Here is a 22,002-nt window from a genome sequence, read left to right as displayed (position 1 = left end):
GCCACACTCGGAACATGCGCGTGTACCTCGGCTCGGACCATGCCGGCTATGAACTCAAGAACCACCTCGTCGAGTGGCTCACGGCCCAGGGCCACGAGGCCGTCGACTGCGGCCCCCACATCTACGACGCCCAGGACGACTACCCGCCGTTCTGCCTGCGTGCCGCCGAGAAGACGGCCGCGGACCCGGACAGCCTCGGCATCGTGATCGGCGGCTCCGGCAACGGCGAGCAGATCGCCGCCAACAAGGTCAAGGGCGTGCGTGCCGCGCTCGCCTGGAGCGAGCAGACCGCCGCGCTGGGCCGCGAGCACAACGACGCCAACGTGGTCGCCATCGGTGGCCGGATGCACTCGGTGGACGAGTCCACCAAGTTCGTCGAGATCTTCCTCGCCACGCCGTACTCGGGCGAGGAGCGGCACACCCGCCGGATCGAGATGCTGACCGCGTACGAGGCGACCGGCGAGCTCCCCCCGATCCCGGCCCACCACCCGCAGCAGGGCTGACCGACTTCCGCCCCTGTGCCGCCGGTGCTCCCGGCGGCACAGTCATTTCCCCCCGCCGTCACATCGTCGCGTCACCGCGGCACCGTCACCGAGGAGAGCCGCCGTCGTGCCCGAGGGACACACGATCCACCGCCTCGCGGCGGACCATCGGGACAGGTTCGCCGGGCGGCCGGTGCGGGTGAGCAGCCCGCAGGGCAAGTTCTCCGACAGTGCCGCGCTGCTCGACGGCCGGACGTTCACCGGGGTCGACGCCCACGGCAAGCACCTCTTCCTCGGTTTCGAGGACGTCGGCTGGGTCCACATCCACCTGGGCCTCTTCGGCAAGCTGGGCTTCGGTACGACCCCGGCCCCGCCGCCGACCGACACCGTCCGGCTGCGCCTGGTGAACGGGGACCACCACGCGGATCTGCGCGGCCCCACCACGTGCGCGCTGATCACCGACCCCGAGAAGCTCGCGATACACGACCGCCTCGGCCCGGACCCGCTGCGGACCGACGAGGACGGCGAGCGGGCGTGGCGGCGGATCTCCCGCAGCCGTATCACCGTCGCGGCCCTGCTGATGGACCAGAAGGTCATCGCGGGGGTCGGCAACGTCTACCGCGCGGAGGTGCTGTTCCGGCACGGCATCGACCCGTACCGGCTCGGCAAGGACCTCACGCGCGCGGAGTGGGACGCGGTCTGGGCCGACCTGGTGGCGCTGATGCGCGAGGGCGTACGGAACAACCGGATCGACACGGTCCGCCCCGAGCACACGCCGGAGGCGATGGGGCGCCCGCCGCGGGTCGACGACCACGGCGGCGAGGTGTACGTGTACCGCAGGGCCCGGCAGGCCTGCCACATCTGCGGCGGCGAGATCCGCACCGCCGACCTCGCCGCCCGCAACCTCTTCTGGTGCCCGGGCTGCCAGCGCGCCTAGCGCGGCAGATCCCGGCCCGTCCGGCGTTCGAGGGCAGAAGGGCCAGACGGGGGGGCCCGGGGCGGAGTTCCGCGCCCCGGACGGCCACCGCGCTCCTAGAACCCTCGAGGCAACCACGGCGCCGTGTCCGACGAGAACGCCAGCGACGCCTCCGCCAGCGCGCCCGCCCGCAGCTCCCGCACCCGCCCGGCCAGGGCCAACGCGCTCAGCGACTCGCCGCCCAGATACGCCGAGCCCAATTCCCGTACCGAAAGTGCGAGATCGGCCGCATCATCGGTCCGCCGGCACGACGCGACCCCCTTCGCGTCACCCGTGAGCCGCCAACGCCCCGCGTTCCAGGGGCAGAACGCGTCCTCGACCTCGAACACCACATCCACAGGTGCCCGATACATTCGCGCCTCCAGCGCCGCCCCCAGCTCCACCAGCCGCACATGGAGCGAGTCCCGGACCCGGATGTTGCACCGCCGCACGTCCGACACCAGGTGCAGAACCGCATCGTCGACCGGCCGGTTCCGCGCTTCGACCGTCGACGTCAGGTCGATCTCGAAGACGAACCGCCACAACGCCGCGTACGCCGCCGGGTCCAGCGCGGCGAGATCGTTCACCGTGACCGTGCCCTTGGGGCCGGACGGCTCCCACTCCGGCTTGATGTGATACGTCACATAGCCGACGGTCTCCCCGTCCCGCTCCGCCAGCACGCACTGCTGCGCCGAACCACCCTGCCGGGAACTCACCGGGTCGACCATCGGCTTCCGCTCCCAGCCGGGCCCGTGGGCCGGTGTGCCGGGACGGCCGGCCACCAGCTGCTCGTACACGCCCTCGCACGCGGCCATCGCCTCGTCCGGCTTCGCGTGACGCAGCCGTACCTCGTCCGTGCCCTCCGGCACCGTCAGCCGCACCCGGTCCGTGTCGATCGTCGCGGACATCTGCCGCGAGGCCGCGCCGTATCCGAACCGGCCGTAGATCACCGGCTCCGACGCCGTCAGGACGGCGATCGGCTCGCCCAGCGCCCGGACGTCGTCGAGCTGCCGGCGCATCATCGAGGTCAGCAGCCCGCGCCTGCGGTGGGTGGACGCGACGCTCACCATCGTGACCCCGGCGGCAGGCACCAGCGCCCCGCCCGGCACGGCGATCCGGAAGCTGAACGCCCCGGCCGTGGCAACGACATCGGTGCCGTCCCAGATCCCGATCGACCGCTCGTGCTCGGTCAGTTGCTCGTCCAGCTCGCGCTGCTCGGGTGGCTCCGCGACACCGCCGAACGCCAGCTCCAGACACTCGAACCATTCGTTCCATTCGGACGGACGCAATACGCGAAGCTCTGTAGTCATGGGTCATCCCTATCAGGGGCTCGACGGCCGGTCGACCCGATTTCGAACGCATTGTCACGGGGTCCCCCTGCACCGGAGGCCATCGGGTGGATAAGGTCCCCGCAATGGCCCGACGCGCAGGAGCAGACTCGTACCCGGCCCGATTGCGGAAATCGGCGCACCGGGCGCGCATCGCGCTGCGCAAGTCCGGCGTCGACTACTTCCGCGGCGACGGATCGGACTGGATCGCGCTGGCCGGACTGCTGCTCACCATTCCGGCCATCACCTGCGCCACGCTGCTCAACCCGGTGTGGTTCTCCCCGGCCGGGCTCGTCCTGCCGATCGTCGCCGGCGGTCTGCTGCTGCGGCCCGCGAGCCTGCTGGGGCTGTACGCGACCGCCGCCACCGCCCTGATCGTGGAGTCGCTCGGACTCGGCTCGTACCAGGACGGCCCGGCCCGGGTGACGCCCGGCATCGTCCTGGTGGTCGCGGCCTGCGGCTTCTTCGGGCTGATCCTCGCCCAGTTCCGGGCCAGGGTCGGCGTGCCGTGGCGGCGCGGCGGCACCATGCTCTTCGACCTGCGCGAACGCATCAGGGTGCAGAGCGCCCTGCCCCGGCTGCCGCAGGGCTGGCACCGGGAGATGGCGCTGCGCCCGGCGGGCGGCCAGTCCTTCTCCGGTGACTTCGTCGTCGCCGCCCGTACCAACGGCGGGCGGACCCTGGAGGCCGTACTCACCGATGTCTCCGGCAAGGGCATGGACGCGGGCTCCCGCGCCCTGCTGCTGTCCGGCGCCTTCGGCGGCCTCCTCGGCTCGCTGCCCCCGCACGGCTTCCTCCCGGCGGCCAACGGCTATCTGCTGCGCCAGGACTGGGACGAGGGCTTCGCCACCTCGATCCATCTGGTCCTGGACCTCGATTCGGGCGACTACGAACTCTTCTCGGCGGGTCACCCGCCGGCCCTGCAGCTCCACTCGGGCAGTGGTCAGTGGGAGGAGAAGGCCGCGGAGGGGCCCCTGCTCGGGGTGTACGACGCGGCACAGTTCGACGCGGTGAAGGGCTCGCTGGCCCCCGGCGACGTACTGATGCTGTTCACGGACGGTCTGGTGGAGGCGTCCGACCGCGATATCGCGGAGGGCATCGACCGGCTCACCGGTGAGGCCGACCGCTATGTCGCCACCGGTTTCGAGGGCGCGGCCTGGCATCTGATCGAGGCGTGCGCCAAGGACGTCAACGACGACCGGGCGCTGCTGCTGTTGTCGCGCACATCCTGAACCGTGCACAAACCGGGTTGAACCGGGCGTACGTCAACGGGAGTCGGTTCATCACCGGAACGAGGCCGTCGGCATGTCGGGGGACGGGGCGCGGCCGCGGCGGACCCCGGGCCCGGACATGCCGGTCGCCGGCTCAGGCCGGCACCGCGAGTTTCCCGGCGCTGCTGCCGTTGTCACTGTCCCCGTCCCGGCCCCGCCCGCCCGGCAGGACGCGGGCCAGCCAGTGCGACCGCCCGGCCGCCAGCGGGGAGAGGACCGCGAGGACGAGTACGTAGCCGGCGATGAACGGCGGGAGCCGCTCGTCCAGCCCCGCGCCGGCGGCCATCGTGGCGAGGATCAGCGCGAATTCGCCGCGGGCCGTCAGGGTGGTGGAGATGTTCGCCGCGGCCTGCGGGCCGAAGCCGTAGACCCGTGCGGAGACCATGCCGGAGAGGATGTTCATCACCGCGGTCAGCGCGACGGCGGCCAGCACCGGCCACATCACGGCCGGCAGATCGCCGGGGTTGATGGAGAGCCCGAAGGCGAAGAAGAAGATCGCCCCGAAGGCGTCGCGCAGCGGATGGACCAGCTTGAGGATGCGCCCGCCCGACGTCGTGCTGCCGAGCATCAGGCCCACCATGAAGGCGCCGATCGCGTCCGCGACCCCGAACCACTCGGAGACCCCCGCCACGAACACGGCGGCGCCGAGGAAGGAGATGACGAGCAGCTCGTCGTCCGAGGTGTGGATCAGCTTGCTGATGAGCTTCGTGCCGAACCGGGCGGTGAGCGCCAGCAGCAGCAGGAAGCCGAACGCCTTGCCCCCGTCGAGCACCGCGGCGAAGAGGCTGTCCGAGCGCGACAGGATCGGTTGCAGGGCGGCGAGGTAGAGGGCGAGGAAGACGTCGTCGACGACGATGATGCCGAGGATCGTCTTGGTCTCCGGGCTGGCCAGACGCTTCGTGTCGACCAGGATCTTGGTCACGATGGCCGACGACGAGATGCCGATGACCCCGGCCAGGACGAGGGCCTCCGAGGTGCCCCAGCCCAGCACGAAGCCGAAGGCGAGCCCGGCGCCGACGTTCAGCGCCAGATAGACGGAGCCCGCGACGAGCATCTTGCGGCCGCCGGCCTTGAGGTCGTCGAGATGGAATTCGAGGCCGAGGTAGAAGAGCAGCAGCACCAGGCCGAGTGCGGAGAGCATCTCCAGGTCGTGCGGGTCGGCGACGAGCACGATGCCGGGCGTGTGCGGGCCGAGCAGGATTCCGGCCAGGATGAACAGGGGGATGGTCGGCAGTCCGATGCGGCTGCCGACGCGGGCGAGAACGGCGGCGGCGAGGAAGGCGCCGCCCATGGCGATGAGCGTGTCTGCGTGTCCGATGAGCCTGATCCTTCAGTCGGTCAAGAGAGCGTCAAGGAATCGTCAGTAATTAGTTTACCGAACGATTAACGTTGCAACTATGGCCACCCCCGGCAGCACCCTGGGGTTTGCCCCACCCGAGATCCGCCAGCAGCCGCCATGGTCCGGACCCGTCCGTGATCCGTACGTTCGAGAGACCGGTCGGAGAACCGTCCGGCGAGCAACGGAAGGCGGACATCATGGGGCTGCGACGCAGCAGGCAGGGCGCGCAGGACAGGCAGTACACGGCGGACGTCCGACCGGGCTCCGGTTCCCCGGACCTCGCCGTCGAGCTGCGCGGCGTTCGTCGGCAGTACGGTCGCGGCGGCTCCGCCGTCCACGCCCTGCGAGGCATCGACCTCGCCCTGCCGCGCGCCAGTTTCACCGCCGTCATGGGCCCCTCGGGCTCCGGCAAGTCGACCTTCCTGCAGTGCGCGGCCGGACTCGACCGTCCCACCGAGGGCTCCGTACGCCTCGGCGGCACCGAGATCACCGGGATGAGCGAGAACCGGCTCACCGAGCTGCGCCGCACCCGCCTCGGCTTCGTCTTCCAGGCCTTCAACCTGCTCCCGTCCCTCACGGTCGAGCAGAACGTCGTCCTGCCCATGCGCCTGGCCGGACAGCGCACCGGCTCCGCCCGCGGCCGCCGCGAAGCCGCCGAGATGCTCACCCGGGTCGGCCTCGGCGACAAGGGCGACCGCCGCCCCGGCCAGCTCTCCGGCGGCCAGCAGCAGCGCGTCGCTGTCGCCCGCGCCCTGGTCACCCGGCCCGATGTGGTCTTCGCCGACGAACCGACCGGCGCCCTCGACACCACCACCGCCGCCGAGATCCTCACCCTGCTCCGGCACGCGGTGGACACCCTCGGTGCCACCGTCGTCATGGTCACCCACGACCCGGCGGCCGCCGCCTACGCGGACCGGGTGCTCTTCCTCGCCGACGGCGCGATCGCGGACAGCCTGCCGCGCGCCGGGGCCGCACAGATCGCGGCCCGGATGACCGCACTGACCACCCGCGCCACCGCCTACGCGCCCGCCCACGCCTCCGCCCACGCCTCCGCCCACGCCTCCGCCCATGCAGGAGCAGCAGCCTGATGTTCACGCCGCATGTCCCGAACGGCCTCGCCCGCGCGGCCGTCCGCTTCAAACCCGCGTCGTTCGCCGGGACCTTCGTCGCGCTCCTGCTGGCCGCGGCGATCGTCTCCGCCTGCGGCATCCTGCTGGAGACCGGCCTGCGCGCCTCCGTACCCGCGGAGCGCTACGCGAAGGCACCCGTGGTCGTCGCCGCCGACCAGCGGGTCCACATGACGGTCGGCAGCGGCGAGGGCGCGTACGACGCCGCCACCCCCGTACCGGACACCGCGCGGCTCCCCGAATCCCTGGTGGACAAGGCCGCCTCGGCCCCCGGCGCCGCAGCCGCGATCGGGGACGTCAGCTACCCCGTACGGCAGGACTCCACCCCCCTCACCGCGCACGGCTGGGGCTCCACCGCCCTCACCGGCACGCGACTGCTCACCGGAGAGGCGCCCCGGGCCGGCGAAGTCGTCGTCCCCGCGGGCGCCGGGCACCGCACCGGCGAGAACATCACCCTCGACACACCCGTCGGCGTACGGGAGTTCCGCGTCGCGGGCACCACCGCCGCCGACGCCACCGTCTGGTTCGCCGACCGGCAGGCCGTACAGCTCTCCGGTCACCCCGGCCGGGTCGACGCCATCGCCGTGCTCGCCACCCCGGGCACCGCCACCGACGCCCTCGCCGACCAGGTGCGCAAGGCCGTCGGCCACACCGCCCACACCCAGGTCCACACCGGTGACGGCCGGGGCGGCGTCGAGGACGCGGGCCTCGCGGGCGCCCAGGAACTCCTCGCCGGCCTCGGCGGCTCCTTCGGCGGCGTCGCCACCATGGTCGCCGTCTTCACCGCCGCCGGTACGGTAGCCCTCTCCGTCGGCCAGCGCAGCCGCGAATTCGCCCTGCTGCGCGCCATCGGCGCCACCCCGCGCCAGCTGCGCCGCACCATCGCCACCGAGTCCCTGCTCATCGCCCCGCTCGCCGGAGCGCTCGGCTGTCTGCCCGGAATCGCCCTGGCCCGCTGGTGGTTCGGGCAGCTCCAGGACAAGGGAGCCATCCCCGGGCCGATCGATCTGCACGTGTCCTGGCTGCCGCTGACCGTCGCCACGGCCACCACGATGCTCACCGCGCTGGGCGCCGGATACTTCGCCGCCCGCAGGCCGTCGAAGATCAAGCCGGGGCTGGCTCTCGCGCAGTCCGCGGTGGAAGGCCCCCCGTTCGGCTGGATCCGCACCCCGCTAGGCATCGCCGCCCTCGTCGGCGGCGTAGCTTTCGCGGGCGTCGCCGCCTCCACGAGCGGCGAGGACGCGGCGAACGCCGCACTCGGCGTCGTCATGTTCTTCATGATCGCGGTCGGCCTCCTCGGCCCGCTGATCGCCCGGATCTGTGCCGCCGTCATCGGCCTCCCGCTGCGCGCGGCAGGCGCGTCCGGTTCGCTGGCCGCCGCCAACTCCCGTACGAACTCCCGCCGGCTGGCCTCCGCGATCACCCCGATCGTGCTCGCCATGGCCTTCTCCTCCACGCTCGTCTTCATGCACACCAGCGAGGAACGGGTGATCGCACACCAGCAGCGCGACGCCATCACCGCCGACCACATCGTCTCCGCCCCGGCGGGCCTCGCCTCCGACGCCACCGCACGGGCGGCGGCCACCCCCGGCGTCTCCACCGCGGTCGGCCTGCTCCGCGGCTCCGTCCTGGTGCCCACCGGATCGGGCGGCGACCGGATACTCCAGAACACCTCCGCCCAGGGGGTCGTCGGCTCCGGCGGCGACCTCGTCAGGGTCCAGGACCTCGACGTGCGGAGCGGATCGCTCACCGGCCTGCGGCCCGGTACCGTCGCCATCGACACCACCCTCGCCGGCTCCACGAAGCGCACCACCGGCGACCGGCTGGCCCTGCGCCTCCCGGACGGCACCGAGGCGTCACCGAGGATCGTCGCCGTCTACGGCCGCGGCCTGGGCACCAGCCTCGTCACCCTGCCCGCCACCGACCTGAAGACCCATGTCACGTCCCCGTACGCCTCCGACGTGCTGGTACGGGCCACCCCCGCCGCCGCACAGAAGCTCACCGCGCTCGGCACCGTCACCGACCGCTCCGGCTACGCCGCCGCGCAGGACCAGGACCGCGAGATCAACGCCTGGGCCAACACCGTCATGGCCGCGGTCCTCGGCGGATTCGCCGCTGTCGCCGCCGTCAACACCCTGGTGATGACCGTCCTCGACCGCCGCCGGGAACTGACCATGCTCCGCCTCATCGGCTCCACCCGCCGCCAGGTCATGGACATGATCCGCTGGGAGGCACTTCTCGTCACGGTGACCGGGGCCGCGCTCGGCACCGCCATCGCACTGGCCACAATCGTCCCGATGGCGAAGGGACTGACAGGCGAATCGCCGTACATCCCACCGGCGTTGTACGGCTCTTTCGTCGCCGCCACCATCGGGCTCGGCCTCGCCGCCGCGACGGTCCCGGCCCGCGCGGCCCTGCGCCGGACGACCGCCCGTCCGTAGAGTCGGGCCATGCCCACTCCACACGCACAGCTGACCCTGGCCGAAGTAGAGGCGATCGCCCGCGAGGCCCACGCCGACCAGCGGGACAAGGCGGGACGCCCGTACACCGAGCACCTCGCCGCCGTCGCCGAAGGCGTACGGACCAGGGGCGGCAGCGACGAACAGATCGCCGCGGCCTGGCTGCACGACGCCGTCGAGGACGACGCGCTGTCCGCACGGTGGCTGGCCGACGCCGCACTGCCCCAGCAGGTCAAGGACATGGTCCTCGCCGTCACCAGACGTGACGGCGAGGACCTCGGTTCGTACACCCGGCGCATCCTCGACACCCCGGGCGCCCTGCTGATCAAGGAGTCCGACCTGGCACACAACGCCGATCCGGCCCGCCTCGCCGTACTCGAACCGGCGACCCGTACCCGACTGGCCGAGAAGTATGCGCAGGTACGGAGGTTGCTCGGGCTCACCCCAGGTGAATCGCCCGCCGAGCAATCGGTTCAAGCCAACACGGCGACGGACTGAACCACCCGGGTCAGCGTCCGGCCGCGTCCCGCCGGAACGCCCAGTTCATCTCCGGCTCGGTCACCACGCGCAGCACTCTCCGTACCGGTGGCGTACACATCAGTGTCACCGCACCGGCCGCGACCAGTGAGACGAGGACCAGACCGGCGGGCGCCGAGAGCCAGTCGTAGACGTCGAACACCCCGGCGTATCCGGCGCCCTTGATCAGGAATCCGTGCAGCAGATAGCCGCAGATCGTCCCGGCGCCGAGCACGGTGAACCACATGTGGCGGCGCGGCACCCAGGACAGGAACCCGATGGCGAGCAGCAGCGCGCAGCCGAACATCGCCATCGTCATCACGGCACCGGACCACCACGGGGCGCCCATCTCCTGCGCGCTGTTGCTGCGGTAGAACCAGCCCAGCTGCATCCGCGGCGCCGCCCAGTACGCGAAGACCAGGGCCCCGGCGAACAGCGGCAGCGCGAGCATCCGCACCTCACGCCGGCGGATCAGCTGGAAATGCTCGGGCTTCAGCTGGAGTCCCAGCACGAAGAACGGCAGGAACTGCAGAACCCGCTGGAGATCGAGATCGTTGCCGATCGTCGGGGAGAACGAGGCGAGTACGGCGATGACGAGTGCCACCGGCAGCGGATGGCGCAGGGCCTGCCACAGCGGTGTGGTGATCCGCCAGATGAACAGCGCGGCCAGGAACCAGGTGAGATACCAGGGGTCGAGCACGCTGATCGGCTGATCCGGCGAGCCGTCCGCGTACCGCTTGAACAGCGAATACGCCGTCTCGAACACCACATAGGGCACGGCGACGCCGGTGACCAGGCGTTTCACCTTGGCGGCGGACAGATCGAACGAGCGGGAGAAATAGCCGGAGATGATGACGAACGCCGGCATGTGAAAGGTGTACGCCACCATGTACAGCGCACGGGCGGTCCGGCTGCCGTCCATCACCGGTTCCCACGCGTGCGCCACCGCGACGAGCACGATGGCCAGATATTTGACGTTGTCGAAGTAGGCGTCACGCTTCTTCGCCGGCGCACCCGCCGGAGGCTTGTTCGCCACCGGTGCGGGGGGCGCCGCGGTGGCGGTCGTCGTCCCTCGGCGTCTGGGCTCCGACTCCCGGGTCGCCGATGGGAGCGGGGCCCTCTGAAATACGTTCGGAGCGTGGAACATCTAAAGCACCCTAGACGCCTCGATTGCCATGCGTAAAACCGCGCACGGATATCGCGTGTTCGCGTTCAATCAAAAGCGAATTCGCCATGAACTGACCGTTACGCCTAGATTCATCCCCATTAATTGGGGCATATCGGCAGGCGATTGGGGGGGTATTAATTTCATCGCACAGAGGCCTTGGAATTGCATGTGAATGAAGTGTGTGGGTATGGAAACCGTCACAGTCGCACGCCGTTGTGATTGTTTTATTCACAGATCACTCACAGGTGCGCGGAGCAAGGGCGGGACCGGTGACGCCCCTCCCGTGCGGCCGTGCGCCCCAGGCGCACGCGGGGCGCAAGGATGGCGCGATCCCGTCACTTCGGTCCGTCACCTGGCAGCCGGCACGGGGGAGTTGGTGGCACGATGGACGGAACGGAGAAGTGCTCGGCCGCACATCTCCGGGCCGGCAAGGCGGACCGACCAAGGGTGTGATCAGTCGTGGCCATTTCACTGTCTGTGGTGCTTCTGTTGGCGATCATCCTGGTGGTCCTGATCCGAGGCGGCTCCATCAAGGCAGGACCCGCGATCGTCGCGGTGCTCTTCGGCTTCTTCCTGGCATCGACCGGCATGGCGCCGTCGATCAACAAGTTCATGAACTCCATAGCGGAGAGCATCAACCAGATCACGTTCTGATCCGGTCCCGGTCCGGTTCCTCCCCTGCCATGCGCTCCGGCGCGCGGCAGGACAGGAGGCGCGAGTGGAACGCAAAAGGCCCGGTCCGACGAGCAATTCGTCGGACCGGGCCCAAGCATGGAGCGGGCGACGGGAATCGAACCCGCGTAGCTAGTTTGGAAGACTAGGGCTCTACCATTGAGCTACGCCCGCAAGCACTGCACCGCAGGTCCGGGGACCGGCGGCACGAGAAGCATCGTAGCGGGTCGCGGGCGCTGTGCGCACACCCGATTGCGGTCACCCGGTGTCGCGTTCGGTGCGGCCTGCGCGAAGCGGCGGATGTACTGCCTGTCTGCATGTACCCTACGTGTCGCACCGACGGGGTGTGGCGCAGCTTGGTAGCGCGTCCGCTTTGGGAGCGGAAGGTCGTCGGTTCGAATCCGGCCACCCCGACCATCGGCAAGATCGCATTGTGGGAGTCCGTCTCCTTGCCGTTACTATGCAAATTGCGTGCCCGTGTGTCTGATCTGCCGGGCTCGGTCCGCGAAGTCGCCAACCGTGCGGCGGAGCAGAACCCCAAGAAGTCAGCCACAAGGAGACCGAACCGTGAAGAGCGCCGTGGAGACCCTGAACCCGACCCGGGTTCGGCTCACTGTCGAGGTGCCCTTCGAGGAGCTCAAGGACAGCCTCGACGCGGCGTACAAGAAGATCAACCAGCAGGTCACGGTGAAGGGCTTCCGCAAGGGCAAGATCCCCGCCCGGGTCATCGACCAGCGGTTCGGCCGCGGTGCGGTGCTGGAGGAGGCCGTCAACGAAGCGCTCCCGAAGTTCTACACCGAGGCTGTCAACGAGGGTGAGCTCAACGTCCTCGGCCAGCCCGAGGTCGACATCACCGAGCTGAAGGACGGCGAAATGCTGGCCTTCACTGCCGAGGTTGACGTACGCCCCGAGATCGAGATTCCGGACTACTCCGGCATCGAGGTCACCGTGGACGCCCTCGAGGTCAGCGACGAGGACGTCGAGAAGGCCGTGGAGCAGCTCCGCGAGCGCTTCGCCTCCACCAACCCGGTCGAGCGCGCCGCCGCCGAGGGCGACGTCGTGACGATCGACCTGCAGGCCGAGGTCGACGGCGAGGTGCTGGAGGACGGCGTGGCCGAGGGTGTCTCGTACACCATCGGTTCCGGCGAGCTCCTCGACGGCATCGACGCCGCGGTCACCGGCCTGGAGGCGGGTGGCGAGGCCACCTTCACCTCCGAGCTGAAGGGCGGCTCGGCCGAGGGCAAGGAGGCCGAGGTCACCGTCAAGGTCACCGCCGTCGCCGCCCGTGAGCTCCCCGAGCTGGACGACGAGTTCGCCCAGATGGCGAGCGAGTTCGACACCCTCGACGAGCTGAAGGCGGACAGCCGCAAGCGCCTTGAGGACACCAAGCAGTACGAGCAGGCCACCCAGGCCCAGGAGCGCGTCCTGGACGAGCTGCTGAAGCTGGCCGAGGTCCCGATCCCGGAGAAGCTGCTCGCGGACGAGGTCCAGACCCGCAAGCACAACCTGGAGCACCACCAGCTCGGCCAGATGGGTCTGACCCTCGACAAGTACCTGGAGATCCAGGGCAAGACGGCCGAGGAGTTCGAGGCCGAGACCTCCGAGCAGGCGGTCAAGGGCATCAAGACCCAGTTCCTCCTGGACGAGATCGTCAACAAGGAGAAGCTGAACGTCAACCAGGAGGAGCTCACCGAGCACCTCATGCGGCGTGCCGCTTCCTCCGGCATGAGCCCGGACCAGTTCGCCCAGGCCGTCGTCGAGGGCGGCCAGGTGCCGATGCTCGTCGGCGAGGTCGCCCGCGGCAAGGCGCTGGCCGTGGTCGTCGAGGCCGCCAAGGTCGTCGACACCAACGGTGAGCCCGTCGAGCTGGAGGACGACGAGGAGGCCATCGAGACGGTCGAGGCCGCCGACGGCTCCGCCGAGGCCGTTGCCGACGCCGCCGAAGAGGCCGCCAAGGCCGCCGAGGAGAAGACCGAGGCCTGAGCCTCGCGCTGAACCCGTACGACGGGCTCCGGACGCTGTGCGTCCGGAGCCCGTCGGCGTATGGCGTACGGTGCCCCACAACCCTTGTGCGGACTGCGGACCTTGCGCTCCCAGCGAACAGTTGCGGAAGCGGGATGGCGTTGTCCTACCTGCGCGTTAGGGTCCATGAGTAGGAAGGGCAGGGGAGCCCCCGCCCACCGGTACGAAGACGCTGAGACGGCCGGAGCCGTCAGAGACGAGCAGGTGGATACGTGACGAATCTGATGCCCTACGCCGCCGGAGAGCCGCCCCTCGGTGGAGGCCTCGGTGACCAGGTCTACAGCCGACTGCTCGGTGAGCGCATCATCTTCCTCGGTCAGCAGGTCGACGATGAGATCGCCAACAAGATCACGGCGCAGATGCTTCTCCTTGCCGCTGATCCGGACAAGGACATCTACCTCTACATCAACAGCCCCGGCGGCTCGGTGACGGCCGGCATGGCGGTCTACGACACCATGCAGTACATCCCGAACGACGTGGTCACCATCGGCATGGGCATGGCGGCCTCGATGGGTCAGTTCCTGCTCACCGGCGGCACCCCGGGCAAGCGCTTCGCGCTCCCGAACACCGACATCCTCATGCACCAGGGCTCGGCCGGCATCGGCGGTACGGCCTCGGACATCAAGATCCAGGCCCAGTACCTGCTGCGCACCAAGCAGCGGATGGCCGAGATCACCGCCCGCCACTCCGGCCAGACGGTCGAGACGATCATCCGCGACGGCGACCGCGACCGCTGGTACACCGCGGAGGAGGCCAAGGCGTACGGCCTCATCGACGAGATCATCACGGCCGCATCGGGCGTTCCGGGCGGCGGCGGCACCGGCGCCTGATCCGGTCACCCACCGGATCGGCTCCACCGCCCCGCGCACCTCTCGTACGCCGAGACACCCAGCCACAGAACGCCACCAGGATGGTGAACACCCACATGAACAACTTCCCCGGCGCCTCCGCGAGCGGCCTCTACACCGGCCCGCAGGTGGACAACCGATACATCGTGCCGCGCTTCGTGGAGCGCACCTCGCAGGGCGTGCGTGAGTACGACCCGTACGCGAAGCTCTTCGAGGAGCGCGTGATCTTCCTCGGCGTGCAGATCGACGACGCCTCCGCCAACGACGTCATGGCGCAGCTGCTGTGCCTGGAGTCGATGGACCCGGACCGGGACATCTCGATCTACATCAACAGCCCCGGCGGCTCGTTCACCGCGCTCACGGCGATCTACGACACGATGCAGTTCGTGAAGCCGGACATCCAGACGGTCTGCATGGGCCAGGCGGCCTCCGCCGCGGCCGTGCTGCTCGCCGCGGGTACGCCCGGCAAGCGGATGGCGCTGCCCAACGCCCGTGTACTGATCCACCAGCCGTCCTCGCAGACCGGCCGGGAGCAGCTCTCCGACCTGGAGATCGCGGCCAACGAGATCCTGCGGATGCGCACCCAGCTGGAGGAGATGCTGGCCAAGCACTCCACCACGCCGCTGGAGAAGATCCGCGACGACATCGAGCGCGACAAGATCCTGACCGCCGAGGAAGCCCTCGCCTACGGTCTCGTCGACCAGATCGTGTCGACCCGCAAGAGCGCGGCCACGGCCGCCTGACATCGGCCTTCGCCCCTTGGCGCGATGGGTTCGCCCGGTCTCGGCCGTGTGAACCGTGCCAAGGGGGGCCCGAACGGGGGGCTAGGCAAGGTACCGTCGGATAGAGGCACCAGGAGCCGCTGAACCAAGCTGCTCCCAGGCGAAGGGGAAGCACCTCGTGGCACGCATCGGTGATGGCGGCGATCTGCTCAAGTGCTCGTTCTGCGGAAAGAGCCAGAAGCAGGTGAAGAAGCTCATCGCGGGACCCGGTGTGTACATCTGCGACGAGTGCATCGATCTCTGCAACGAGATCATCGAGGAGGAGCTCGCGGAGACCTCCGAGGTGCGGTGGGAGGAACTTCCCAAGCCGCGCGAGATCTACGAGTTCCTCGAGGGGTACGTCGTCGGGCAGGAGCCCGCGAAGAAGGCCCTCTCGGTCGCTGTGTACAACCACTACAAGCGGGTCCAGGCGGGCGAGAACAGCGGCGCCCAGGGCCGGGACGACGGCATCGAACTGGCCAAGTCCAACATCCTGCTGCTGGGCCCCACGGGCTCCGGCAAGACGCTTCTCGCGCAGACCCTGGCCCGTATGCTCAACGTCCCGTTCGCCATCGCCGATGCGACGGCGCTGACGGAGGCCGGCTATGTCGGCGAGGACGTCGAGAACATCCTGCTGAAGCTGATCCAGGCCGCGGACTACGACGTCAAGAAGGCCGAGACCGGGATCATCTACATCGACGAGATCGACAAGGTCGCCCGCAAGAGCGAGAACCCGTCGATCACCCGCGATGTCTCCGGCGAGGGCGTCCAGCAGGCCCTGTTGAAGATCCTGGAGGGCACCACCGCCTCCGTACCGCCGCAGGGCGGCCGGAAGCACCCGCACCAGGAGTTCATCCAGATCGACACGACGAACGTGCTGTTCATCGTGGGCGGTGCCTTCTCCGGGCTGGAGAGGATCATCGAGTCGCGGGCGGGTGCCAAGGGCATCGGCTTCGGCGCGACGATCCGTTCCAAGCGCGAGATCGAGGCGAGCGACCAGTTCCAGGAGGTCATGCCGGAGGACCTGGTGAAGTTCGGGATGATCCCGGAGTTCATCGGCCGGCTGCCCGTCCTCACCTCGGTCCACAACCTGGACCGCGAGGCACTGCTGCAGATCCTCGTCGAGCCGCGCAACGCGCTGGTGAAGCAGTATCAACGACTGTTCGAACTCGACGGTGTCGAGCTGGACTTCGACCGCCCGGCCCTGGAGGCCATCGCCGACCAGGCGATCCTGCGCGGCACCGGGGCGCGTGGCCTGCGGGCCATCATGGAAGAGGTCCTCCAGTCCGTGATGTACGAGGTGCCGTCCCGCAAGGACGTCGCCCGCGTCGTCATCACGGCGGACGTCGTCCGCAACAACGTGAACCCGACGCTGGTCCCGCGCGAACCGCGCACGATCGGCAAGGGCGACGGCGGGCGGCACGAGAAGTCCGCGTAGCGGCATGTGAACGCAAACGGAAGGGGCGCCCGGCCAGTTGGACTGGCGGGGCGCCCCTTCCGACGTCGTGACGCGATCAGATCTTGGTGCGGGACGTGTTGTAGAGCTTGGCGGCCAGGGCGGCCACGTCCTCCTGGGGCATGCCCCTGCCGGACATGGAGAGCGCGACGTCGACTCCGGTGACCACGCCGACCGTGCTGTAGTCGGCCCACACGCAAATGGGTGCCACGATCTCCTTCGGGCCGTTCTTCGCGGTGCCATCGCCCTTCTTGTTGACCATCTTCAGGTCCTGGCACTTCATCAGCGCGCCCTTGAACCCAGGTGGAGTGACGGCCTTGGAGCTGCCGACGAGTGAGTACTCCATGTCCTCGTCGCCCTTCTTCATGTTGTTCTCGGCATTCACGAAAGAGCTGTCGATGACCTTCGCGGGGTCGGTGACATCACCCCAGATGCCGGAGAGCGTGAGGCCCTTCACCGCGAGCGGGTTGTCCTCCGAACCGGACTTGTAGCTGGCCGCTGTCTGCTGGGGGTTCTTGATTCCCATCTCCTCGGCCTTCGCCTTCTCGGTGCCGGTCAACGGCGCCGAAGCAGCCGATCCCGTCGACGCCTTCTTGTAGTCGTCCACCGAAGCCGCAGGCGTCAGCTTGTAACCCTTGGTGGAGTCCGCGACATCGCTGTTGCTCGCACCCCCGCCCGACGTCAGGAAGTACACCCCACCCGCGATGACCGCCAACGCCACGACGGCGCCGCCGATGATCAGGCCGGTCTTCTTCTTCGGGGCCTCGGGAGGCGTGCCGTAGGCCTGCTGGCCGCCGTACGGGGGAGTGGGGGGCTGCTGACCGTACGGGCCGGGCTGCTGGGCCTGGGGGTAGCCGTAGCCCGGCTGGGGCTGCTGCTGGGGCGGGACACCCTGAGGGGCCTGCTGCGGGTGCCCGTAACCGGGCTGGCCCTGCGGCGGCTGCTGGCCGTACGGGCCCGGCTGCTGGCCGTACGGGCCGGGCTGGCCCTGCGGCGGCTGGCCACCGTACGGACCGGGCTGGCCCTGCGGCGGCTGTCCGCCGTACGGGCCCGGCTGGTTGTAGCTCATCTGCGGTGTCCCCTGTTCGGAAGTGCTCATCGGAATGCTTATGCGTTCCGAACATCCTGACGGAAGGCCCCCGGGCGTGGGGCACCGGGAGGCACACCGTTACCGAACAAACCGGTTTCAGCGTGATCCAGCGTGGGGCCCCGCGGCTTCGGCCCCGGAGGAATCTCTTCTCCAGGTTGCTCCGGGCTCAGGTACGTCGGACGATTCTGCTGTTCGACGCACTCCTTGATGACGGGCAACGTCGGCCGCCACAGGAAGCCGTGAAGTGCGAGGGTAACCAGAAGCGCGTGCCCCACAGGCATGTGCGGATGCTGTCGAGGTACTACTGGCCGAGTCTGCGGGCGGAGACCCCCTTGAAGTGAGCCCACGAGTGCTCAGGGGCGAAACCAAAAGGGGGATACAGGGGGCGGACGACCGCGCGACCCACGCGAATGTTCGAGTCCGGTTCCCATTGCGGTGACATAGGCGAACTGCATGAGCGTGACCTGCGTGAAAGTTGTCGTGCAGGTGAAGCTGCTGCCGGATGCCGTGCAGGCATCGGCTATCGGTGCGACGCTGCACGCGGTGAACGACCGGGCGAACTGGGTCTCGGCTGTGGCGTTCGAGCATGGTGTGCCGCGTGAGTACGAACTGCGGAAGCACACCTACGCCGAACTGAAGGCGGCCGGTCTCGGGGCGCAGGCGGCTCAGCACACGATCAAGAGGGTCCGTGACGCCTACACCACGCTGTGGGCCAACATCCGGGCAGGGAATCTGGGCAGACCCGGATCGAAACGCCGGACCAAGGCAGAGTCCAAGCCGATCACCTTCCGTCCCGAGGCCGCGCACCCGTTTGACGACCGGTGCCTGTCCTGGCAGTACGACGCGCAGACCGTCAGCATCTGGTCGATGGCGGGGCGGCTCAAAACCGTGCGCTTCGCCTGCTCCGCCGAAGCACTCAAGATGCTCCGCGAGTACCGCAGAGGCGAGTCGGACCTGGTCGAGCGCGACGGCGTGTTCTACCTGGTCGCGGTGTGCGAGGTCCCGGAGGCCCCTGTCAACGAGAACCCGTCCGGGTTCATCGGCGTGGACCTCGGCATCGTCAACATCGCCACCACATCCACCGGCTACCGAGCCGCCGGGCGCGGCCTGAACCGGCACCGCAAGCGGCAGACCAAACTGCGCCGCAAGCTCCAGGCCAAGGGCACCAAGTCCGCCAAACGCCGACTGAAGCAGCGCGCCCGCAAGGAAGCGCGGCACGCCGCGAACATCAACCACATCATCTCGAAGAAGATCGTCACCACCGCTGAACGCACCGGTCGCGGTATCGCCCTGGAAGACCTCACGGGCATCCGCGACCGGGTACGGCTCCGCAAGGACCAGCGGACACAACTGCACACATGGGGCTTCCGCCAGCTCGGCTCCTTCATCGAGTACAAGGCACGCCGGGCAGGGGTGCCGCTGGTGTACGTCTATCCGGCGTACACCAGCCAGCAATGCTCCGAGTGCGGGTACACCGACCGGAAGAACCGGGTCGATCAAGCAACGTTCGCGTGCCGCGCCTGCGGCCTCATCCTGCACGCGGACGACAACGCGTCCCACAACATCGACCGCAAGGGCGAAGCCGTGTGGACAGCGGGGCGTGAGTCACGCGTCCCAGCCACCCCATAGGTGGCCCGGACGGAGGAGACGACCCAGCAGCCAGCCGGGCTCTACCTCCAAGCCCGGTCCTTGCGGGACCGGGTCAAGTTGACTGCACGACTGTGACGGCCCCAATTTCCGTTCGGTCTAAACTGTCGGGCGTGACCGAGAACGCAGCGCAGCAGCCAGCCAGCAACCCCGAACTGCCGACCCAGTACGCACCGGCCGAGGTAGAGGGGAAGCTGTATGAGCGCTGGGTAGAACGGGGTTACTTCACCGCCGACGCGAAGAGCGACAAGCCTCCGTACACCATCGTCATTCCGCCGCCGAACGTCACCGGCGCGCTCCACCTGGGCCATGCCTTCCAGGTCACGCTCATGGACGCCCTCACGCGGCGCAAGCGCATGCAGGGCTTCGAGACACTGTGGCTGCCGGGCATGGACCACGCGGGCATCGCCACCCAGAACAAGGTCGAACAGCAGCTCGCCGAGGAAGGCAAGTCGCGGCAGGATCTCGGCCGCGAGGCGTTCACCGAGCGAGTCTGGCAGTGGAAGGACGAGTACGGCGGCCGGATCCTGGGCCAGCTGAAGCGCCTCGGCGCAGGGCTTGACTGGTCGCGTGAGCGGTTCACCATGGACGAGGGGCTCTCCAAGGCCGTCCAGACGATCTTCAAGAAGCTCTACGACGACGAGTTGATCTACCGCGCCGAGCGCATCATCAACTGGTGCCCGCGCTGTCTGACCGCGATCTCCGACATCGAGGTCGACTACCAGGACGACGACGGCGAGCTCGTCTCGCTGAAGTACGGCGAGGGCGACGAGACCGTCGTCGTGGCCACCACCCGGGTCGAGACCATGCTCGGTGACACGGCCGTCGCAGTTCACCCCGACGACGAGCGGTACGCGCACCTCGTCGGCAAGCGGATCAAGCTGCCGCTGACCGGCCGGACGATCCCGGTCGTCGCCGACACCCACGTCGACCCCGAGTTCGGCACGGGTGCCGTCAAGGTGACGCCCGCTCACGACCCGAACGACTTCGCGATCGGCCGGCGCCACGACCTCGAGTTCATGACGATCATGGACGAGCGCGGTGTCATCACCGTGCACGGCCCCTTCCAGGGACTCGACCGCTTCGAGGCGCGCTCCGCGATCGTTGCCGCCATGCGCGAGCAGGGCCGCGTCGTCGCCGAGAAGCGCCCGTACGTCCACTCCGTCGGGCACTGCTCGCGCTGCAAGACGACCGTCGAGCCCCGCCTTTCCCTCCAGTGGTGGGTCAAGGTCGAGACGCTCGCCAAGGCTGCGGGCGACGCGGTCCGCGACGGCCGGGTCGCGCTCCACCCGAAGGACATGGAGAAGCGGTACTTCGACTGGGTCGACAACCTCAACGACTGGTGCATCTCACGGCAGTTGTGGTGGGGCCACCGGATTCCCGTCTGGTACGGGCCGAACGGCGAAATGGTCTGCGTCGGCCCCGACGACGACGCGCCCACCGGCGAGGGCTGGGTCCAGGACGAGGACGTCCTCGACACCTGGTTCTCGTCCGGTCTCTGGCCGTTCTCGACGCTCGGCTGGCCGGAGGAGACTCCGGACCTCGAGAAGTTCTACTCGACCGACGTCCTGGTCACCGGGCACGACATCATCTTCTTCTGGGTCGTCCGGATGATGATGTTCGGTCTGTACGCGATGGACGGTGAGGTCCCCTTCAAGACCGTCGCGCTTACCGGTCTGGTCCGGGACGAGTTCGGCAAGAAGATGTCGAAGTCCAACCCGAACGCGGTGGACCCGATCGACTGGATGGACGCGTACGGCTCGGACGCCGTGAGGTTCACGCTCGCCACGGGTGCCAACCCGGGCGCGGACGTGCCGATCGGCGAGGACTGGGTCAAGGCCTCCCGCAACTTCGCCAACAAGATCTGGAACGCCACCCGCTTCGCGCTGATGAACGGCGCGACCGTGGAGGGCGAGCTGCCGTCCGTCGAGCAGCTGTCGGCGACCGACCGGTGGATCCTGTCGCGGCTGAACAAGACGGTCGCCGAAGTCGACGCGTTCTACGACGACTTCCAGTTCGCGAAGCTCTCCGACACCCTCTACCACTTCGCGTGGGACGAGGTCTTCGACTGGTACGTCGAGCTGTCGAAGACGACCTTCTTCGCGGGCGGCGAGGGCGCCAAGGTCTCCGGCCGGGTCCTCGGCGAGGTCCTCGATGTGATGCTGCGTCTGCTGCACCCGGTCGTCCCGTTCGTCACCGAGACGCTCTGGACCACGCTCACCGGCAAGGAGTCCGTCGTCATCGCCGACTGGCCGGCCGACAGCGGCTTCCGCGACGACGCCGCCGAGCAGGAGATCGCGCTCGTCCAGCAGGTCGTCACCGAGGTCCGCCGGTTCCGCTCCGACCAGGGCCTGCAGCCCGGCCAGAAGGTCCCGGCCGAGCTCGGCCTGACCGGCACCGCGCTCGCCCCGCACGAGGCGGCCATCCGCCAGGTGCTGCGCCTGCAGCCGGCCGGCGACGGCTTCCACGCCACCGCGTCGCTGCCGGTCGCCGGGGCCACGGTCGCTCTCGACCTGTCCGGCACGATCGACGTCGCGGCCGAGCGTAAGCGCCTGACGAAGGACCTGGGCGCCGCCGAGAAGGAGAAGGCCCAGGCGGGCGCCAAGCTCTCCAACGAGGCGTTCCTCGGCAAGGCCCCGGACAACGTGGTCGACAAGATCCGCGGCCGGCTCGCCAAGGCCGAGGCGGACATCGAGCGGATCACCAACCAGCTGGCGAACCTGCCGCAGGGCTGAATCACCCGCTGACGGCGAAGCCCCCGTACTCCCGCTGCCGGGAGATACGGGGGCTTCGCCCGTCCCGCGCCCGGCCGGACTCCGGCGTCACCGGCCGCTGCGCACGATGTCCGTGCCCATCCGTAG

General features: G+C 69.2%; 17 protein-coding genes and 2 tRNA genes. 14 read left to right on the top strand and 5 right to left on the bottom strand.

Going from position 1 to position 22,002, the window contains the following annotated elements:
• The first annotated feature begins 14 nt into the window (after positions 1-14).
• Together ACFVV1_RS20245 and ACFVV1_RS20240 are read left to right on the top strand one after the other, a co-directional pair.
• Positions 15-503, top strand: coding sequence for a ribose-5-phosphate isomerase (locus ACFVV1_RS20245; protein ID WP_389990774.1), 489 nt, complete (start codon positions 15-17; stop codon positions 501-503).
• 106 nt (positions 504-609) lie between these two features.
• The gene (locus ACFVV1_RS20240; protein ID WP_389990772.1) at positions 610-1,419 is read left to right on the top strand and encodes an Fpg/Nei family DNA glycosylase; all 810 of its coding nucleotides are present in this window, start codon (positions 610-612) and stop codon (positions 1,417-1,419) included.
• 95 nt (positions 1,420-1,514) lie between these two features.
• Here ACFVV1_RS20240 and ACFVV1_RS20235 read toward each other — a convergent pair whose 3' ends face one another.
• Complete coding sequence (locus ACFVV1_RS20235; RefSeq protein ID WP_389990770.1) at positions 1,515-2,747, bottom strand: GNAT family N-acetyltransferase; 1,233 nt, start codon at positions 2,745-2,747, stop codon at positions 1,515-1,517.
• Between the two features lie 104 nt (positions 2,748-2,851).
• On the opposite strand from ACFVV1_RS20235, the gene ACFVV1_RS20230 reads away from it, so the two are divergent.
• A complete protein-coding gene (locus ACFVV1_RS20230) occupies positions 2,852-3,997 on the top strand; it encodes a PP2C family protein-serine/threonine phosphatase (RefSeq protein ID WP_389990768.1) in 1,146 nt (381 codons plus the stop codon).
• 133 nt (positions 3,998-4,130) lie between these two features.
• Here the strand turns inward: ACFVV1_RS20230 and ACFVV1_RS20225 are convergent, their stop codons facing one another.
• Complete coding sequence (locus ACFVV1_RS20225) at positions 4,131-5,327, bottom strand: cation:proton antiporter (RefSeq protein WP_389990766.1); 1,197 nt, start codon at positions 5,325-5,327, stop codon at positions 4,131-4,133.
• A 245-nt stretch (positions 5,328-5,572) separates the two neighbouring features.
• Here ACFVV1_RS20225 and ACFVV1_RS20220 point away from each other — a divergent pair, with 245 nt between their 5' ends.
• From ACFVV1_RS20220 to ACFVV1_RS20210, 3 genes are read left to right on the top strand one after another with little or no spacing between them, the layout of a single operon-like run.
• Positions 5,573-6,463 carry an ABC transporter ATP-binding protein gene (locus ACFVV1_RS20220; RefSeq protein ID WP_389990764.1) on the top strand — a complete coding sequence of 297 codons (891 nt, stop codon included), beginning with the start codon at positions 5,573-5,575 and terminating at the stop codon, positions 6,461-6,463.
• Entirely contained in the window at positions 6,463-8,943 is a 2,481-nt protein-coding gene (locus ACFVV1_RS20215) for an ABC transporter permease (protein WP_389990762.1), read from the top strand. The genes ACFVV1_RS20220 and ACFVV1_RS20215 overlap by 1 nt, the downstream gene beginning before the upstream one ends.
• 9 nt (positions 8,944-8,952) lie before the next feature.
• On the top strand, positions 8,953-9,459 hold the full coding sequence (locus ACFVV1_RS20210) for an HD domain-containing protein (RefSeq protein ID WP_389990760.1): 507 nt from the start codon (positions 8,953-8,955) through the stop codon (positions 9,457-9,459).
• Positions 9,460-9,469: 10 nt separating this feature from the next.
• Here ACFVV1_RS20210 and ACFVV1_RS20205 read toward each other — a convergent pair whose 3' ends face one another.
• A complete protein-coding gene (locus ACFVV1_RS20205; RefSeq protein WP_389990758.1) occupies positions 9,470-10,624 on the bottom strand; it encodes an acyltransferase family protein in 1,155 nt (384 codons plus the stop codon).
• 480 nt (positions 10,625-11,104) lie between these two features.
• On the opposite strand from ACFVV1_RS20205, the gene ACFVV1_RS20200 reads away from it, so the two are divergent.
• Positions 11,105-11,299 (top strand): hypothetical protein, encoded by a 195-nt coding sequence (locus ACFVV1_RS20200; RefSeq protein ID WP_389990756.1) that lies wholly within the window; start codon positions 11,105-11,107, stop codon positions 11,297-11,299.
• Positions 11,300-11,417: 118 nt separating this feature from the next.
• Here the strand turns inward: ACFVV1_RS20200 and ACFVV1_RS20195 are convergent.
• A tRNA-Gly gene (locus ACFVV1_RS20195) sits at positions 11,418-11,491 on the bottom strand.
• Between the two features lie 166 nt (positions 11,492-11,657).
• On the opposite strand from ACFVV1_RS20195, the gene ACFVV1_RS20190 reads away from it, so the two are divergent.
• The 5 genes from ACFVV1_RS20190 (at position 11,658) to clpX (ending at position 16,386) form a co-directional block, all read left to right on the top strand.
• Positions 11,658-11,734 (top strand) — tRNA-Pro (locus tag ACFVV1_RS20190).
• A gap of 150 nt (positions 11,735-11,884) precedes the next feature.
• Positions 11,885-13,300, top strand: a complete 1,416-nt coding sequence (gene tig / locus ACFVV1_RS20185; protein ID WP_389990754.1) for a trigger factor — start codon at positions 11,885-11,887, stop codon at positions 13,298-13,300.
• Between the two features lie 263 nt (positions 13,301-13,563).
• Positions 13,564-14,169: an ATP-dependent Clp protease proteolytic subunit gene (locus tag ACFVV1_RS20180; RefSeq protein ID WP_389990934.1), complete on the top strand. Its 606-nt coding sequence runs from the start codon at positions 13,564-13,566 to the stop codon at positions 14,167-14,169.
• An 80-nt stretch (positions 14,170-14,249) separates the two neighbouring features.
• Complete coding sequence (locus ACFVV1_RS20175) at positions 14,250-14,930, top strand: ATP-dependent Clp protease proteolytic subunit (RefSeq protein WP_383756184.1); 681 nt, start codon at positions 14,250-14,252, stop codon at positions 14,928-14,930.
• 157 nt (positions 14,931-15,087) lie between these two features.
• On the top strand, positions 15,088-16,386 hold the full coding sequence (gene clpX, locus ACFVV1_RS20170; RefSeq protein WP_389990751.1) for an ATP-dependent Clp protease ATP-binding subunit ClpX: 1,299 nt from the start codon (positions 15,088-15,090) through the stop codon (positions 16,384-16,386).
• Between the two features lie 76 nt (positions 16,387-16,462).
• On the opposite strand, the gene ACFVV1_RS20165 is transcribed toward clpX, so the two are convergent.
• Complete coding sequence (locus ACFVV1_RS20165; protein WP_389990932.1) at positions 16,463-17,473, bottom strand: hypothetical protein; 1,011 nt, start codon at positions 17,471-17,473, stop codon at positions 16,463-16,465.
• Positions 17,474-17,947: 474 nt separating this feature from the next.
• On the opposite strand from ACFVV1_RS20165, the gene ACFVV1_RS20160 reads away from it, so the two are divergent.
• Together ACFVV1_RS20160 and ACFVV1_RS20155 are read left to right on the top strand one after the other, a co-directional pair.
• The gene (locus tag ACFVV1_RS20160; protein WP_389990749.1) at positions 17,948-19,123 is read left to right on the top strand and encodes an RNA-guided endonuclease InsQ/TnpB family protein; all 1,176 of its coding nucleotides are present in this window, start codon (positions 17,948-17,950) and stop codon (positions 19,121-19,123) included.
• Between the two features lie 131 nt (positions 19,124-19,254).
• On the top strand, positions 19,255-21,876 hold the full coding sequence (locus ACFVV1_RS20155; RefSeq protein WP_389990747.1) for a valine--tRNA ligase: 2,622 nt from the start codon (positions 19,255-19,257) through the stop codon (positions 21,874-21,876).
• Positions 21,877-22,002: the final 126 nt, after the last annotated feature.

The organism is Streptomyces sp. NPDC058092, assembly GCF_042884935.1.
Classification (GTDB): Bacteria; Actinomycetota; Actinomycetes; order Streptomycetales; family Streptomycetaceae; genus Streptomyces.
This window is presented reverse-complemented; position numbering and strand designations above follow the sequence as displayed.